The organism is Achromobacter piechaudii NBRC 102461, from assembly GCF_001571245.1.
In the GTDB taxonomy this organism is placed as follows: domain Bacteria; phylum Pseudomonadota; class Gammaproteobacteria; order Burkholderiales; family Burkholderiaceae_B; genus Achromobacter; species Achromobacter piechaudii.
Map to the genome: position 1 here is coordinate 1,127,063 of NZ_BCTK01000006.1, position 15,191 is coordinate 1,142,253.

14 protein-coding genes and 1 other RNA gene are annotated in these 15,191 nt (G+C 65.0%); 10 read left to right on the forward strand and 5 right to left on the reverse strand.

Going from position 1 to position 15,191, the window contains the following annotated elements; all coding sequences use genetic code 11:
- The first annotated feature begins 607 nt into the window (after positions 1-607).
- From ffs to API01S_RS17290, 8 genes are all read left to right on the forward strand, one after another.
- Positions 608-705, forward strand: an RNA gene (ffs, locus tag API01S_RS17255) — signal recognition particle sRNA small type.
- Positions 706-856: 151 nt separating this feature from the next.
- Entirely contained in the window at positions 857-3,214 is a 2,358-nt protein-coding gene (gene dnaX, locus API01S_RS17260; protein ID WP_061305446.1) for a DNA polymerase III subunit gamma/tau, read from the forward strand.
- A gap of 43 nt (positions 3,215-3,257) precedes the next feature.
- Positions 3,258-3,584, forward strand: coding sequence for a YbaB/EbfC family nucleoid-associated protein (locus API01S_RS17265; RefSeq protein WP_006221090.1), 327 nt, complete (start codon positions 3,258-3,260; stop codon positions 3,582-3,584).
- A gap of 21 nt (positions 3,585-3,605) precedes the next feature.
- Positions 3,606-4,214 (forward strand): recombination mediator RecR, encoded by a 609-nt coding sequence (recR, locus tag API01S_RS17270; protein ID WP_006221089.1) that lies wholly within the window; start codon positions 3,606-3,608, stop codon positions 4,212-4,214.
- 77 nt (positions 4,215-4,291) lie between these two features.
- Complete coding sequence (locus API01S_RS17275) at positions 4,292-5,551, forward strand: CaiB/BaiF CoA transferase family protein (protein WP_006221088.1); 1,260 nt, start codon at positions 4,292-4,294, stop codon at positions 5,549-5,551.
- Between the two features lie 12 nt (positions 5,552-5,563).
- Positions 5,564-6,604: an ABC transporter substrate-binding protein gene (locus API01S_RS17280; RefSeq protein ID WP_006221087.1), complete on the forward strand. Its 1,041-nt coding sequence runs from the start codon at positions 5,564-5,566 to the stop codon at positions 6,602-6,604.
- Complete coding sequence (locus API01S_RS17285) at positions 6,597-7,406, forward strand: ABC transporter ATP-binding protein (protein WP_061305448.1); 810 nt, start codon at positions 6,597-6,599, stop codon at positions 7,404-7,406. The genes API01S_RS17280 and API01S_RS17285 overlap by 8 nt, the downstream gene beginning before the upstream one ends.
- Positions 7,407-7,409: 3 nt before the next feature.
- On the forward strand, positions 7,410-8,204 hold the full coding sequence (locus API01S_RS17290) for an ABC transporter permease (protein WP_006221085.1): 795 nt from the start codon (positions 7,410-7,412) through the stop codon (positions 8,202-8,204).
- A gap of 29 nt (positions 8,205-8,233) precedes the next feature.
- On the opposite strand, the gene API01S_RS17295 is transcribed toward API01S_RS17290, so the two are convergent.
- Genes API01S_RS17295 through API01S_RS17310 form a run of 4 tightly spaced genes read right to left on the reverse strand, consistent with a single transcriptional unit; the run spans position 8,234 to position 12,103 of the window.
- Positions 8,234-8,809, reverse strand: coding sequence for a biliverdin-producing heme oxygenase (locus API01S_RS17295; protein ID WP_061305450.1), 576 nt, complete (start codon positions 8,807-8,809; stop codon positions 8,234-8,236).
- A 16-nt stretch (positions 8,810-8,825) separates the two neighbouring features.
- Complete coding sequence (locus API01S_RS17300; RefSeq protein WP_254598606.1) at positions 8,826-9,518, reverse strand: hypothetical protein; 693 nt, start codon at positions 9,516-9,518, stop codon at positions 8,826-8,828.
- Between the two features lie 13 nt (positions 9,519-9,531).
- Positions 9,532-9,885 carry a response regulator gene (locus API01S_RS17305; protein ID WP_231689523.1) on the reverse strand — a complete coding sequence of 118 codons (354 nt, stop codon included), beginning with the start codon at positions 9,883-9,885 and terminating at the stop codon, positions 9,532-9,534.
- A gap of 25 nt (positions 9,886-9,910) precedes the next feature.
- On the reverse strand, positions 9,911-12,103 hold the full coding sequence (locus API01S_RS17310) for an ATP-binding protein (RefSeq protein ID WP_061305455.1): 2,193 nt from the start codon (positions 12,101-12,103) through the stop codon (positions 9,911-9,913).
- 99 nt (positions 12,104-12,202) lie between these two features.
- Here API01S_RS17310 and API01S_RS17315 point away from each other — a divergent pair, with 99 nt between their 5' ends.
- Positions 12,203-12,730, forward strand: a complete 528-nt coding sequence (locus API01S_RS17315; protein WP_006221080.1) for a carboxymuconolactone decarboxylase family protein — start codon at positions 12,203-12,205, stop codon at positions 12,728-12,730.
- A 66-nt stretch (positions 12,731-12,796) separates the two neighbouring features.
- Here API01S_RS17315 and tal read toward each other — a convergent pair whose 3' ends face one another.
- Positions 12,797-13,750, reverse strand: coding sequence for a transaldolase (gene tal / locus API01S_RS17320; RefSeq protein WP_061305457.1), 954 nt, complete (start codon positions 13,748-13,750; stop codon positions 12,797-12,799).
- 282 nt (positions 13,751-14,032) lie between these two features.
- On the opposite strand from tal, the gene carA reads away from it, so the two are divergent.
- Positions 14,033-15,187, forward strand: coding sequence for a glutamine-hydrolyzing carbamoyl-phosphate synthase small subunit (gene carA / locus API01S_RS17325; RefSeq protein WP_006221078.1), 1,155 nt, complete (start codon positions 14,033-14,035; stop codon positions 15,185-15,187).
- Positions 15,188-15,191 lie beyond the last annotated feature (4 nt).

The window sequence follows — 15,191 nt, forward strand, 5'->3', positions numbered from 1 at the left end:
CATGGCAAGCACCTGAGGAAGACGCCAAAGCAGGCGGCATGGCAATCACCTGAGGGAGTCGGCCAAAGCTGGGGCCATGCCAGGCAACTGAGGAAGACGGCCAAAGCTGGGGCCATGCCAGGCAACTGAGGAAGACGGCCGAAGCAGGAGCCATGCCGAGCAACTGAGGAAGACAGCCAAAGCAAGCGGCATGGCAAGCACCTGAGGAAGACGCCCGAAGCAGGCGGCATGGCAAGCGCCGAGGGAGACGGCCAATGGAATCGGCCATGGCAAGCAACAGATGGCGGCGGTCAAACCAAGCGGCCACAGCAAGCAGTCGAGGACGACCACCAGAGCACAAGCATCCAAGACAACCCAACAAAGCAGCAAACAACCAAGCGAGGCAAGCAAGCGAAGCAAGCAAGGGAAGCAAGCAAGCAAGCGAAGCAAGCAACCGACAACGCCAGCAAGGCAAAGCGAAGCGAGCCAAAAATGGCAAGCGAAGCAAAGCCATCACCCCCTCCCCCTCGGGGGGAGGGCCGGGGAGGGGGCAACATACCGCCCCTCAGGGGCCCGCCAACCGGAAGGCTGCAAGCAAGCGAAGCGCAGCTCTGCTAGAATTCCGGTTGGCGGGCCCCTCCGCATGGTTCGACGGTGAACCTGGTCAGGTCGGGAACGAAGCAGCCATAGTCGTTTAGGGTCAGTGCCGGAGTAAGGCTCGCCAACCGGATTCTTCAAAGCAAAGGGTCATGAATTCATCTCATGGCCCTTCGCTTTCAAGGGGGACGGGGTTATTTTCCAGGGATTCGTTCCACGGGAATAAGCCCGTCCCCTTTGCATTTCAGCCAGCACGCGAAACAGGCTCTACAATCCAGCCATGACTTATCTGGTACTGGCCCGCAAGTGGCGGCCGAGATCGTTCGATACCCTCGTGGGACAGGATCACGTGGTGCGCGCGCTGACTCATGCGCTCGACACTCAACGCCTGCACCATGCCTGGTTGTTCACCGGCACGCGGGGCGTGGGCAAGACCACGTTATCCCGCATCCTGGCCAAGTCCCTCAACTGTGAAACCGGCATCACGTCCAAGCCTTGCGGCGTCTGCCGCGCTTGCACCGAGATCGACGCCGGACGCTTTGTCGACTACCTCGAACTGGACGCGGCCTCGAACCGCGGCGTCGAGGAAATGACCCAGTTGCTGGAGCAAGCGGTGTATGCGCCGGGCGCAGGGCGCTTCAAGGTCTACATGATCGACGAAGTGCACATGCTGACCGGCCACGCCTTCAACGCCATGTTGAAGACGCTGGAAGAACCGCCCCCCCATGTCAAATTCATCCTGGCCACCACCGATCCGCAGAAGATCCCGGTGACGGTGCTGTCGCGCTGCCTGCAATTCAATCTGAAGCAGATGCCTGCCGACTCCATCGTGGGCCATTTGCAGGCCGTGCTGGGTCACGAAGAAGTGGCTTTTGAAGTGCCGGCCTTGCGTCTCATCGGCCAGGCCGCCCAGGGTTCGATGCGCGATGCGCTGTCCCTGACCGACCAGGCCATCGCCTACAGCGCTGGCAACATGACCGAGGACGCCGTGCGCGGCATGCTCGGCACCATCGACCAGCGCCACCTCGTACGCCTGCTGGACGCCTTGTCCACCGGCGACGCCAAGGGCGTACTGGCCGTGGCCGACGAGCTGGCCGTGCGCGGGCTGTCGTATGCCGGCGCGCTGGCCGACCTGGCGGTCCTGTTGTCGCGCGTTGCGATCGAGCAGCGCGTCACGGGCGTCACGCCCGCCGAAGATCCCTTGGCTGCCGACATCGCGCGGCTGGCGCTTGGCCTGCATCCCGACGCGGTTCAACTGTTCTATTCCGTCGCGGTGCATAGCCGAGGCGAACTGACGCTGGCGCCCGACGAATACGCGGGCTTCATCATGGCGTGCCTGCGCATGTTGGCGCTGAATGGCGACGCCGGTCCGCAGACCGCCTTGGAAGCGCCCGCCGCGCCCGCCCGCCAGGCGGCCGAGCCGGCCGAAGCCGTGACGGCGTCCGCGCCAGCCGCAGATGCCCCGATGGCGGCGGCTCCGGTGGCGGCGGCTGTTGCGCCTGCTATCGCGACCGCCGCTGCGCCTGCTATTTCGCCTGCCGCCGCGCCTGCCAGCGCGGTTCCCGCTGTTGCGTCCACGCCTGCACCGACCGCTGTCGCGTCGCCAACCGCAGCCGTGCCCGCAGCCGGGGCGGCAAGCGCCGTATCGGCTTCGCCTTCCTCGCCGGCCGGCAACGTCGACGCTGCTGCTCCCGCCCCGCAGGCGGCTGCCTCCGCGACGACGGCTGCCTCCACGACGACGGCTGTCGCCGCATCGGCGGAAGGCGTTCCGCCCTGGGAAGATCTGCCTGAAGAATCGACTGCGTCGGCGAACCAGGCGGATCCCGCCTCCGCCGAGTCCGTAACATCGGCCCCCGCAACGACTGTGGCCGCCCCGCCGGCCGCCGATTCACCGGCCGCCGAGCCTCCATCCCCCCAATCCTCGCCCGCCTCATCGTCTCCCGCCGCCGATGCCGCTGCCGCCAAGGCCGCTGGTTCGGCCGCGCTGGCTGTCACGCCCGCCGTGGCGGCCGTGCTGGCGACGGCGCCTGCCGACGCCGATGGTCCGCCTTCGTGGGTCGACGAAGAAATCCCCTTCGAAGCCGAAGGCGGTTTCGTGCCGGACGGGGGCTTCACGTCCGACCCGGACGATGACGATTTTGAAACGCTGGCAAGCGCGCCCTCGGTCGCGCCTGCCGCTCCCGCCGCGCGCCGAGAAGCGCCCGCGCCGTCGCGCAAGCGCTCATCGCGCGCCCGCCTGGCCGACATGACGCCGGCCACCTGGCCCGAGCTGGCCGCGCGCTTGCCCGTCACAGGGCTGGCGGCCGAGCTGGCCAAGCAAAGCGAATGGGCCGGCGTGCAGGGCGATGCGATCATCCTGCGGGTGGCCGTGAAAACCCTGGCCGAAAGCGAAAGCCGTGTCCGGCTCCAGACCGTCCTGTGCGAACATTTCGGCCAAGGCATCCGGCTGGACGTCGAAGTCGGCATCACCGGCGAAGCCACGGCGCATGCCGTTGCGAAGGCCGAGCGCGCCGCGCGCCAGCAGGCTGCCGAAGACGCTGTGGCCGTGGACCCGTTTGTACAAGCGTTGCTGGCCGATTTCGGGGGCCAGGTGGTCCCCGGTTCCATCCGCCACGTTGATCCCCCGGCCGCTGCCTGAGGCGGCGGCCCCTCTTATTCCCCTCGTTCAAGGAACATCCATCATGATGAAAGGACAACTGGCCGGCCTGATGCGCCAGGCGCAGCAAATGCAGGAAAACATGAAGAAGGCGCAAGACGCGCTGGCCGAGATCCTGGTCGAAGGCGCCTCTGGCGGCGGCCTGGTCAAGGTCACCATGACCTGCCGCCACGACGTCAAGCGCGTCGTCATCGATCCGTCGCTGCTGGGCGATGACAAGGACATGCTCGAAGACCTGGTTGCCGCCGCGTTCAACGACGCGCTGCGCAAGGCCGAGACCACCTCGCAGGAAAAGATGGCGGGCGTCACCGCCGGCATGCCGCTGCCCCCGGGCATGAAGCTGCCGTTCTGATCAAGGCTGCCCTGGGCTGCAATGGATCCCTTACTGCCTGAACCCGAACCGCTGGTGTCTCTGATCGAGGCGCTTCGGCGCCTGCCCGGCGTGGGCGTCCGATCAGCCCGGCGCATGGCCTATCACCTGTTGCAGCACGACCCGCAAGGCGCGGACATGCTGGGGCGGGCGCTGGCCGGCGCGGTACGGGATCTGAAGCATTGCGCCCGTTGCAACAGCTTTTCCGAAGAGGAAGTCTGCGGCACCTGCTCCAATCCCAAGCGCGATCCCTCGCTCCTGTGCATCGTGGAAACCCCGGCCGACCAGAACATGATCGAGTCCAGCCACGGCTATCGTGGCCTGTACTACGTCTTGATGGGCCGGGTCGCGCCGCTTGAAGGCATTGGTCCGCGCGAACTGGATTTCGAGCGCATCATCAAGCGCGCTACCGACGGCGAGGTTCAGGAAGTCATCCTGGCCACCAACTTCACGGCAGAGGGCGAGACGACCGCCCATTTCCTGGGTGAAGCGCTGGGCGAACGCGGCCTGCGCGTCACGCGGCTGGCGCGCGGCGTGCCTGCCGGCAGCGAGCTTGAATACGTGGATGCGGGCACCATCGCGTGGGCGCTGATGGAGCGCAAGACCACCTAGCACGGCAGGGCTCGCAAACGTCAAAACAGCCGCCCGGCAATGCATCGGCGCGGCACGAAACGTGAGGAAGACAAACCATGTCAGCGCTGACCGGACTGAAAGTCCTGGAACTCGGCACGCTTATCGCCGGCCCCTTCGCCGCGCGCATCTTCGGCGAATTCGGCGCCGACGTCATCAAGGTCGAAACCCCGCACGGGCCGGATGGCACGGGTGGCGGCGACCCCATCCGCAGTTGGCGCCATCTGCACGAGGGCAATTCGCTCTGGTGGACGGTGCAGGCCCGCAACAAGCAATCCATCGCACTGAATCTGAAGGACCCGCGCGCGCAGGAGATCGCCCGCAAGCTGGCGCTGGACGCCGACGTCGTGGTGGAAAACTACCGGCCCGGCGTGCTGGAGAAGTGGGGCCTGGGCTATGAGCAATTGCGCGCCATCAATCCGGCGCTGATCATGGTGCGGCTGTCGGGCTATGGCCAGACCGGCCCCATGAAAGATCAGCCGGGCTTCGGCGCCATCGGCGAAAGCATGGGCGGCCTGCGCTACGTGTCGGGGCATCCCGATCGGCCCCCGGTGCGTGTAGGCATTTCCATTGGCGATTCCATCGCCGCGCTGCACGGCGTGATCGGCGCGATGATGGCGCTGCGCCATCGCGACGCGACCGGCGGCCGCTGGAATGGCAAGACCGGCGAGGCGTGCCAGGCAGGGCAAGGCCAGATGGTGGACGTCGCCCTGTACGAAGCCGTGTTCAACATGATGGAAAGCCTGGTGCCCGAATACGACGTGGCCGGCGTGGTGCGCGAACGCACTGGCGGCGCGCTGCCCGGCATCGTGCCGTCCAACACCTACACCACGCGCGATGGCCAGAACATCGTCATCGCCGGCAACGGCGACGCCATCTTCCATCGGCTCATGCGCGCCATCGGCCGCGATGATCTGGCCGAGGACCCCGAACTGGTGCGCAACGACGGCCGCGCGCGCCGCGTGCAGGACATCGACGGAGCGATCCAGCAGTGGTGCGATGGGCGCACCATCGACCAGGCGCTGGACACCTTGAAAGCGGCGGACGTGCCGGTCGGCAAGATCTACAGCGTGGCAGACATGTTCAACGATCCGCAGTTCCTCGCGCGCCGCATGATCGAGCAACATCAGCTTGCCGACGGCAGCCCCGTCAAGCTTCCCGCCGTAGTTCCCAAGCTGTCGGAGACCCCTGGCCAGACGCGCTGGGTAGGCCCGAAATTAGGGGAACATACCGAGGAAGTCCTGAAAACGCTGGGGTATGATTCAGCGGCTATTGACGAGCTGGCGAAGACCGGCGCTATCGGCAAACCCGACAACTAAGGAGACAACCCAATGTCAGTTACTCGCCGTGAGTTGCTCAAGATGGCCGGCGCTGCCGGCGTCATGAGCATGGCGCCCGCCATCGTGCGGGCTCAAAAGCTGGAAAAGACCAAGGTTCAGATCGCTGTCGGCGGCAAGCCCCTGATCTACTATCTTCCGCTGTCCATCGCGGAAGCGCGCGGCTACTTCAAGGACGAAGGCCTGGACGTCAGCATCGCCGACTTCGCCGGTGGCTCCAAGGCCCTGCAAGCCGTGGTCGGCGGCAGCGCCGATGTCGTGTCGGGCGCCTTCGAACACACGCTGTCGATGCAGTCCAAGGGCCAGGCCTACCGCGCCTTCGTGCTGCAAGGCCGCGCGCCGATGATCGGCGTGGGCGTGTCCAAGAAGAATCTGCCCAACTACAAGGGTCCCGCCGACCTCAAGGGCAAGAAGATCGGCGTGACCGCGCCGGGTTCGTCCACCAACATGGTGGTCAGCTTCTTCCTGGCCAAGCACGGCCTGAAGGCTTCCGACGTTTCCATCATCGGCGTGGGCGCTGGCGCCGGTGCGGTGACGGCGCTGCGCAGCGGCCAGATCGACGCCATCTCCAACACCGACCCGGTCGTGTCGATGTTGGAAATGCCGGGCGATATCCAGATCATTGTCGATACGCGCACCTTGAAGGACACGCAGGACATCTTCGGCGGCAACATGCCCGCCGGCTGCCTGTACGCGCCGCAAGCGTTCATCGACGCCAATCCCAACACCACGCAGGCGTTGGCCAACGCGCTGGTTCGCGCCGATAAGTGGATTCAAAAGGCAGGCCCCGACGAGATCGCCAAGATCGTGCCGGAAACCTATCTGCTGGGCGATCCGGCCGTGTACAAGGCCGCCATCTCCAAGAGCCTCGAAGGCCTGTCGCCGGACGGCATGATCCCGGAAGACGGTGCCGCCACCGCGCTCAAGGCGCTGGCCGCCTACCAGGCCGATTTCGACGGCTCGAAGATTGATCCGTCCAAGGTCTGGACCAACGATTTCGCGCGCCGCGCCAACGAGAAGTACGCCAATGGCTGAAGCCGCACTATCGCTGGAAAATATCAGTTGCACCTTTGTTTCGCGCGATGACCGGTCGCAGCGCTACACCGCCGTCAGCGACACGACCCTGGCCATTGCGCCCGGCGAGTTCGTGTCGGTGGTGGGCCCGACCGGCTGCGGCAAATCCACTTTGCTCAACGTCGGCGCCGGCTTGCTGACGCCGTCCAGCGGTCAGGTCAAGGTCTTTGGCCAGCCGCTGACGGGCATCAACGCGCGCGCCGGCTACATGTTCCAGGGCGAGGCGCTCTTGCCCTGGCGCAGCGCGCTGGACAACGTGGTGGCCGGGCTGGACTTCGCGGGCGTGCCGCGCCCCGAAGCGCTGGAGCGTGGCCGCGAATGGATGCGGCGCGTGGGCTTGGGCGGCTTTGAAAGCCGCTATCCGCACCAGATGTCGGGCGGCATGCGCAAGCGCGCCATGCTGGCCCAGACGCTGATCCGCGACCCCGACATCATCCTCATGGACGAACCGTTCTCCGCCCTGGATATCCAGACGCGGCAGTTGATGGAAAACGAGGTCCTGGATCTGTGGATGGCCAAGCGCAAGGCCGTGCTGTTCATCACGCACGATCTCGATGAAGCCATCGCCATGAGCGACCGCGTGATCGTGTTGTCGGCCGGCCCCGGCACGCACCCCATCGGGGAGTTCGCCATCGACCTGCCACGTCCGCGCGACGTGGCCGAGGTACGCGCCCATCCGCGCTTCGTCGAACTGCATTCGGCCATCTGGGCCGTGCTGCGCGAAGAAGTGCTCAAGGGCTATGCCCAACAGAAGCGAGCCTGAGGTATGTCGAAGTCATTCAAATCCGGTTCCGCCAGCCTGCGCTTCTGGCAACTGTTGCTGCTCGTCGTCATCCTGGGCGTCTGGCATTTTGCGTCGCGCGATTCCAAGGTGGCGTTCTTCTTTGGCGAACCGCTGAAAGTCTGGGGCCGCATCTGGGCCTGGTTCGTCACCAACGCCGACATCTACACCCATCTGTGGGTCACCCTGACCGAAACCGTGCTGGCGTTTTTCATCGGCACCATCGCGGGCCTGGCGTTCGGGTTATGGCTGGGGCTGTCACCGCGCGCCAGCGCCATCCTGGACCCCTACATCAAGGCCGCCAACTCGATGCCGCGCGTCATCCTGGCGCCTATCTTCGGCATGTGGTTCGGGCTGGGGATCTGGTCGAAGGTTGCGCTGGCGGTCACGCTGGTGTTCTTCATCGTGTTCTTCAACGTGTACCAGGGCGTGCGTGAAGTCAGCCCCACCTTGCTCGATAACGCCCGCATGCTGGGCGCGCGCAAGCGCCAACTGCTGCGCCACGTCTATCTGCCGTCGGCCACCAGCTGGGTGTTCTCCAGCCTGCATACGTCGGTGGGCCTGGCGTTCGTGGGCGCGGTGGTGGGTGAATACCTGGGCTCGGCAAGCGGCGTGGGTTACCTGATCCTGCAAGCCGAAGGCACGTTCGACGTGAACACCGTGTTCGCGGGCATCGTCGTTCTGACTGCGTTTGCATTGGTGCTGGACTACATCGTCGGCATCGGTGAAAAGCGCTTGATGAAGTGGCAGCCCAAGTCGGGCGAAACCGAAAAGCTCTGATCCGCCAGTGCGGCGGCGCCGTGGGCCTCTCAGGCCCGCAGCGCCTGCCGGCTGCGCAACCACGCCGTCAGGCTGTCGAAGGCGTCGCATGCGCCTTGCAACGCGTGGGCTTCGCGCCCTTGGGCGCCGGCTTCGCTGTCCAGATACTGCAAAAACGCTTTCCACATCGGGCCCAGCGCTTCGCCATAGCCGCGTAGATACCGCAGCGGCAGCGCGGGGCTGACATCGGCCAACTGCCGGGCCAGGAACCGCCCGCCCAGCTGCGATCCTTCCACCACATAAGCCACGCCCAGCGCATACGCGTCGGCGGCCACGATACGGGGCGCGTCGGGGCAGTGGGCAATCGGCCCGGTGTCACCCGCGGCAGCCAGGTCGGCTCGGATCCAATCGCTTTTGCCGGCCCGCTCGGAGGCTTGCAGGCTGTCGGGCCAATCCTGTTGCCAAAGCCGTTGTTCCAGTGGTTCCAGCCAGCCGAGCAAAGCGCGCAGATAGTTCAGATAGCTGTCGCGATCCACTTCGCCGCTGGCCAGGGCAAGCCCCTGATCCAAGGTCTCGTGCCTGTCGCGCGTGCCGTCGCGCAGCACTTGATGAACCGGAGAAATCATAAGCAGCCGCTCGTCGTCAAAGCGGGGCGGCGGGCAGGTGCAGTGACCAGCATTGCGCCGCGCGCTCCAGGCGCCAGCCCGATGCGGCAGCAAGCAGCTCGACCTCTTCCGGCGCAAAGGTGATAGAAGCAGAGGTTGCGGGCGATCTCGCGGCGGGCGACCCCGCAGCGGGCATTCCCGCGTCTGCCGTATTAGTGGACGAGACCGCCGGGAAATGCGCGTGCCACACTTCGGCGCTCGAACAGTCCAGCGTCAGCGCGGCGTCGGACGGCAAGACGGACAACAGGCCGAGCAACCAGGCCAGCAGCAGATACCGCGATGTGAACTGCGGCAGCTCGAATTGGGCTATCTCTTGCGGCCAGGTAACGCTGTGCCGCGACAGCAGCAGATGCGAAAACATCAGCTTGCGGCATTCGTTCAGCAGGGCCTCGGTCGAGGTCAGGGCGCCGCTGTCCAGCAACCATTGGTCCAGCTCGCGCACGATGGTGACGCTGTCCTCAAGCATGCCGGTCAGATCGCCCGCCAGCCGCTGGCAGCGCTGCTGCAACGCGTCGGCATTCGCGCCTTCCGGGCTATGGCGCAGCATCGCAGTGGCCAGCGTAGCGTTGGACAGGGGGCCGACGACCTCGTGACGCAAAACGGGAAACACCTGCGCCAGCACCTTGAACCGCACGCCCTGCGCGGCCAGGGCTTCCATGGAGTTAGCCATCGCCATCGCGGCCTCAGTGTGCCTGGCGCAAGATGGCCAGCAGCGCGTCGGGGTCGGCGGGCTTTTCGATCCAGCCATTGAACATGCCGTCTTCGTCGCGGCGCTCGTGCCTAGCCAGGCCGCTCAGTGCATAGATACGCGGGACTTCGGTGCGTGCGCGCAAACGGGAGGCCAACTCATAGCCATCCATGTCGGGCAACAGAATGTCGACCAGCACGGCCTCGGGGCGGAAGCTGTCCAGCAGTTCCAGAGCGGCCTCGCCTGTGGCGGCGCAGCGTGTTTCCACGCCCGAAAGCGCCAGGAACTCGGCAAGCAGCTCCGAGCCCATTTCATTGTCGTCGACCAGCAGGACGCGAACTGCGCGCACTTCGTTCAAAAGGTGTCTCCAAGGTTCAGGAATTGGGCGCGGCGCGAGATTCGCGCGGCAGCCTCACAGTAAAAATGACCAGGCCGTCCTGGCAATGCACGCCGATCTCGCCGTCATGGCCGCGCACCACCTGTTCGGCGATGTACAGACCCAACCCCAGGCCATTGCGATTGCGCGCATGGCCCAGCGATTCCGGCTTGAAGGGCGAGAACAGGTGCGCCAGCACTTCGGGTGCAATCGGCGCGCCATGGTTGATGACCTGCAATTCTATGTCGTCGCCGTCCTGCCGCGCCCGCACCAGGATGGGTTGGCGCGGCGCGCCGTGCTGGCGCGCGTTGCTCATCAGGTTGGTCACCACCTGGGCGATGCGATCGGTGTCGGCCATCAGCGCCAGGCCGGGTGCGATGTCGGGTTCGATACGCAGGCCGGGATAGGCCTGCCGTTTTTCTTCGATCAGTCCGTTGATCAGCTCGCTCAGGCTGCACGGGCTTTTTTCAATGCCCAGGCCCATGCCGCCCTGCAGGCGTGACAAGTCCAGCACCTGCGAGATCAGGCGTTGCATGCGACCGCTGGAATAGCGGATGCGTTCGCCCATGCGCGCGCCGGAATCCGTTTTGGACAGCAGCGTGGCGGCCATCGAAATCGATTGCAGCGGGTCGCGCAGATCATGGCCCAGCATGGCCAGCAGCGCGGTGCGCGCGCGGTCCACATCCGCCGTGCGGCTGGTGGCGATGTGAGAGAGCTCGTCGCGCAGGTTGTCGGCGGCTTCCAGTTCAAACGGCAACCACGACGTGCAAGTGTTGCGCACGACCTCGCGCCAGGCTTCGAACGAACCGCGCGGCGTCAGGCGCGGCCCCTGGCTGCCCACGGCGTATTGCTTTTCAGGCTTGCCGCCCCACACCAGGGTTTCGATCTGCTCTTTGCGCAGCCAGATCAACCAGCCGTTGTTCATCGGGTCGAACTTGCAGGCCAGCAGACCGGCGTAGGGCACCAGATCGGTTTGCAGTTCGGGGTAGTCGCGCGCGATGTTGTCGGTATGGACGACTCGCTGGCCGCTCTGGTCCAGCGCGCACAGAATGCCCGCCAGTTCGCCGCGTGGCGCAATGCCTCCGAACACCGTGACGCTGTTGCCCCAGAGGCATAGCGCGGCATCGTTGGCGATCAGCGAGGCGGGCGTGTCCGGTCCGCTGGACAAGGCCAGGTGCAGGTTTTCCGAAGCGGACACGCGTTCGGTCAGTTCGCTGACCAGCGCGGCGTTGCGGCGCGCCTGCGCCGCGCGCTCGGCGCCTTCAAAGTTGGCGACCGCCGCGGACAGCACCTGCGCCAGCGCTTCGCACGCCAGTCGGGCAGGGTAGGGGATGGGACGCGGCGCATGGTGATGGCAAGCGATCATGCCCCACAGCCGGCCGCCGATCACCAGCGACAGGCTCATCGAGGCCTGCACGCCCATGTTGGCCATGTATTCCAGATGAATGGGCGACACGCTGCGCAGCGTCGAGAAACTCATGTCCAGCGGTTGCGCGCTGGCCGAAGGCGCGCCCCGCACGCGCACCGGCGTGTAGCACGCATCGGCAATCTGACGCAGCGTATTGACGGTGTACAGGCGGCGCGCCTGCGCGGGAATGTCGCCAGCGGGGTAACGCCGGCCGACCCAATCCTGGAGCGATTCATGGCGCTCTTCGGCAACGATCTCGCCGCTGTCATCGGGATGGAAGCGATACGCCATGACGCGATCAAAACCCGTGGCGCGGCGCACTTCGCGCACGGCGCTTTCGAGCAGGCCAGCGATATCCCGTTGGCGGCGCACGCGTTCGATGCTGCGGTAGATGTGCGCCGGGTCCGCCATATGCGCGTCCGTCGACACGCGCCGTTCGAGTTCTATGATCGTCAAACCATCGCTGTTGCGATGTCCGATCACGTCGAACGTCGTGTCGTCCACGGCAAGCGTGAGGGGATCGAAAATGGGATCGGTGTTGTCGAGCCACACCGAGAGATAGTGCGCGAGGCTGGGCGGCAAGGTGCCTGCGGGGCAGCACTGGCCAAGCGTCAGCGGCGCGCCCAGCACCGCAGGCGCGTTCTCGCTGGCAAATTGAAGGACGCCATCCGAGTCGAACGCAAGCAACGCCCCCAACGGCTGGATGGCGCCCGGTACATGTATCGGTTCGCTGTCGCAGTTGGCGAGCGTGACTGGCGTGTGGGATTGGGTTGGCGCATTCATTCTGGGCGAGATACCTGGGACGCGCAATGAGCTGTCATTATGTCAAATATATTGTTTGAATGTGTGCATTTGCTGCCCTGTCGCCTATCTGGAGTTTTCATGGCCCGTCTTCCCTACGCCGATCTGTCTCATCCCGAAGCACGTCCCCTGGTGGACCGCATCGTTGCCGAACGAGGCAGCGTGCTGCACCTGTACCAAATGCTGTTGCACAGCCCGGCGGTCGCCGGTGGCTGGTTGAACTACCTGACTTCCATCCGGCAATTGAGCACCTTGCCGGGCGACCTGCGGGAACTGGTCATCATGCGCGTGGCGGTGCTTAACGGCGCGCCTTACGAGGCCGATCAGCATGCGCCGATCGCCCTGAAGGAAGGCGTGTCGCAAGCGCAGTTGGACGCGCTGGACGATTGGGAAAACTCAGCGCTGTTCGACGAGCGCGAAAAAGCCGTGCTGGCCTACACCGACGCCATGACACGCCACGTTCAGGTATCGGAAGTGGTGTTTCAGGCAGCCCGCGCGGCGATGGGTTCCGAAAAACTCATCGTCGAGCTGACCGCAACGGTGGCGGCATACAACATGGTGTCGCGCTTTTTGGAGGCATTGCAGGTGCATTCACACGACGACCGCTGACCTCATCAGCAAGTAGCGTTCCCGACATCGGGATCGCTACTTGCGCACGCGAAAATATTTTCGCGATCAGCGGCGTTGGGCGTCGATCAGGGCATCCAGTTTCATGGCGTCGGCCACGAACAGGCGGATGCCCTCGGACAGCTTTTCGCTGGCCATGGCGTCGTCGTTGAGCAGCGTGCGGAAGCTGATTTCGTCTGCGGCGATGCGGTCGAGGGCAGGGCCGGTATCGTCGGCGCGCAATTGCGCGGGCGCATCGCCTTGCGTGTTCGCCAGTTGATTCAGCAGATCGGGGCTGATGGTCAACAGGTCGCATCCCGACAAGGCCAGGATCTGGCCTACGTTGCGGAAGCTGGCGCCCATGATTTCGGTAGAAATTCCCTGTTGCTTGTAGTAACGATAGATGCGGGTCACCGACAGCACCCCGGGATCGCGTGCGCCCGCGTTGTCCGCTTCCACCCACGCAGCGCCGGCGCTCTTCTTGTGCCAATCGTAGATGCGGCCGACAAACGGCGAGATCAGCTGCGCCTGCGCGTCGGCGCAGGCCACGGCCTGGGGCAGCGAAAACAGCAGTGTCAGATTGCAGCGCACTTCTTCTGCTTGCAGGACGCGGGCGGCCTGGATGCCTTCCCAGGTGGAGGCGATCTTGATCAGCACGCGCTCGCGCGGCACGCCGGCCGCTTCATACAGGGCGATCAGGCCGCGTGCGCGTTCGATGGTGGCGCGGGTGTCGAACGACAGGCGCGCGTCCACTTCCGTCGACACGCGACCGGGCACGATGTTCAGAATGGCGCGCCCGAACGCGACGAGCAGGCGGTCGACCAGCTCGGGCGAAGACGCGCCCGGATGATCGCGCACGGTCTGTTCCAGCAGGGGGCGGTAGGCATCCTGCTGGACGGCTTTCAGAATCAGGGACGGATTGGTGGTGGCGTCCGTGGGACGCAGCGCCTTCATCGCTTCAAAGTCCCCCGTGTCGGCGACGACGGTGGTGTGATTGCGCAGGGCGTCAAGTTGGCTGGACATGGACAGTAACGGCTCACGGCGGCTAGGGTTGAAGATTCCCTAGCGTATCACTGCCGCCGCCATCCGGCCGTCGCCCACAAGCGGGAGGTCGGATGCCATTGCGGTAACCGCGCTGGCAGGCGTGGACCGCGCCGCACCATGGCTATTCGACGCGCGCGGCAGCCTCGCCAAAGAGGGGCTAATCGTCGATCCCGGCCTTATTTGGCGCGGTTCGCCGGGGATTTTGCTCGGTCAAGGTATAATCCGAAGGTTTGATTATCGATTCTAAAACCGGGGTTTACTGTGCTGCCGCAACTTTTTCCCGAGGGGATCAACCGCTTCCCTCCTGCAATTCTGGCTCTGGCGGACGGTACCATTTTTCGAGGCGTGTCGATCGGTGCGCCTGGGGCTACCGTTGCCGAAGTGGTGTTCAACACCGCGATGACCGGGTACCAGGAAATTCTCACCGATCCCAGCTATAGCGGTCAGATCGTTACGCTGACCTATCCGCACATTGGCAACACCGGCGTCAACGCCGAAGACGTGGAAGCCAATCGCGTCTATGCCGCCGGACTCGTGGTCCGCGACTGTCCCGCCCGCGTGTCGAACTTCCGTTCCACGCAATCCCTGCCCGACTATCTGGCCGCGCAGGGCATCGTCGCCATTTCCGGCATCGACACCCGCAAGCTCACTCGCATCCTGCGCGAAAAGGGCGCCCAAGGCGCCTGCATTTTCGTGGGCACCGACGCCGAGCGCGCCGTTGAAATGGCCAAGGGCTTTGCCGGCATGGCCGGCCAGGACCTGGCCAAGGTCGTGTCGCTGAAAGCCAGCACCGAATGGACCGAAGGCACCTGGCAATTGGGCGAAGGCTTCTCCAAGCCCGACCAATCCAAGTTCCACGTCGTCGCTTACGACTTCGGCATCAAGACGAACATCCTGCGCCTGTTGGCCGACCGCGGTTGCCGCCTGACCCTGGTGCCGGCGCAGACCAGCGCCGAGGACGTCCTCAAGCTCAACCCCGATGGCGTGTTCCTGTCCAACGGCCCCGGCGACCCCGAGCCTTGCGACTACGCCATCGACGCCACCCGCGTGTTCCTGGACAAGAAGCTGCCGGTGTTCGGCATTTGCCTTGGCCACCAGATCATGGGCCTGGCCGTGGGCGGCAAGACGCTCAAGATGAAGACGGGCCATCACGGCGCGAACCATCCCGTGCAAGACCTCCAGTCCAAGCGCGTGTTCATCACCAGCCAGAACCACGGCTTCGCGGTCGACGCGGCCAGCCTGCCGGCCAATGCGCGCGTGACGCACGTGTCGCTGTTTGACGGCACGTTGCAGGGCTTCGAGCTCACCGACCGCCCGGCCTTCTGCTTCCAGGGTCACCCCGAAGCCAGCCCGGGTCCGCACGACATCCTTGAACTGTTCGACAAGTTCATCGCCCTGATGTCCGGCCAAAAGTAAAGAT

Excerpts from the sequence above, each read along its gene's own strand:
- dnaX (WP_061305446.1), top strand. The coding sequence starts at position 857 with ATGACTTATCTGGTACTGGCCCGCAAGTGGCGGCCGAGATCGTTCGAT.
- API01S_RS17265 (WP_006221090.1), top strand. The coding sequence starts at position 3,258 with ATGATGAAAGGACAACTGGCCGGCCTGATGCGCCAGGCGCAGCAAATG.
- recR (WP_006221089.1), top strand. The coding sequence starts at position 3,606 with ATGGATCCCTTACTGCCTGAACCCGAACCGCTGGTGTCTCTGATCGAG.
- API01S_RS17275 (WP_006221088.1), top strand. The coding sequence starts at position 4,292 with ATGTCAGCGCTGACCGGACTGAAAGTCCTGGAACTCGGCACGCTTATC.
- API01S_RS17280 (WP_006221087.1), top strand. The coding sequence starts at position 5,564 with ATGTCAGTTACTCGCCGTGAGTTGCTCAAGATGGCCGGCGCTGCCGGC.
- API01S_RS17285 (WP_061305448.1), top strand. The coding sequence starts at position 6,597 with ATGGCTGAAGCCGCACTATCGCTGGAAAATATCAGTTGCACCTTTGTT.
- API01S_RS17290 (WP_006221085.1), top strand. The coding sequence starts at position 7,410 with ATGTCGAAGTCATTCAAATCCGGTTCCGCCAGCCTGCGCTTCTGGCAA.
- API01S_RS17295 (WP_061305450.1), bottom strand. The coding sequence starts at position 8,809 with ATGATTTCTCCGGTTCATCAAGTGCTGCGCGACGGCACGCGCGACAGG.
- API01S_RS17300 (WP_254598606.1), bottom strand. The coding sequence starts at position 9,518 with ATGGCTAACTCCATGGAAGCCCTGGCCGCGCAGGGCGTGCGGTTCAAG.
- API01S_RS17310 (WP_061305455.1), bottom strand. The coding sequence starts at position 12,103 with ATGAATGCGCCAACCCAATCCCACACGCCAGTCACGCTCGCCAACTGC.
- API01S_RS17315 (WP_006221080.1), top strand. The coding sequence starts at position 12,203 with ATGGCCCGTCTTCCCTACGCCGATCTGTCTCATCCCGAAGCACGTCCC.
- tal (WP_061305457.1), bottom strand. The coding sequence starts at position 13,750 with ATGTCCAGCCAACTTGACGCCCTGCGCAATCACACCACCGTCGTCGCC.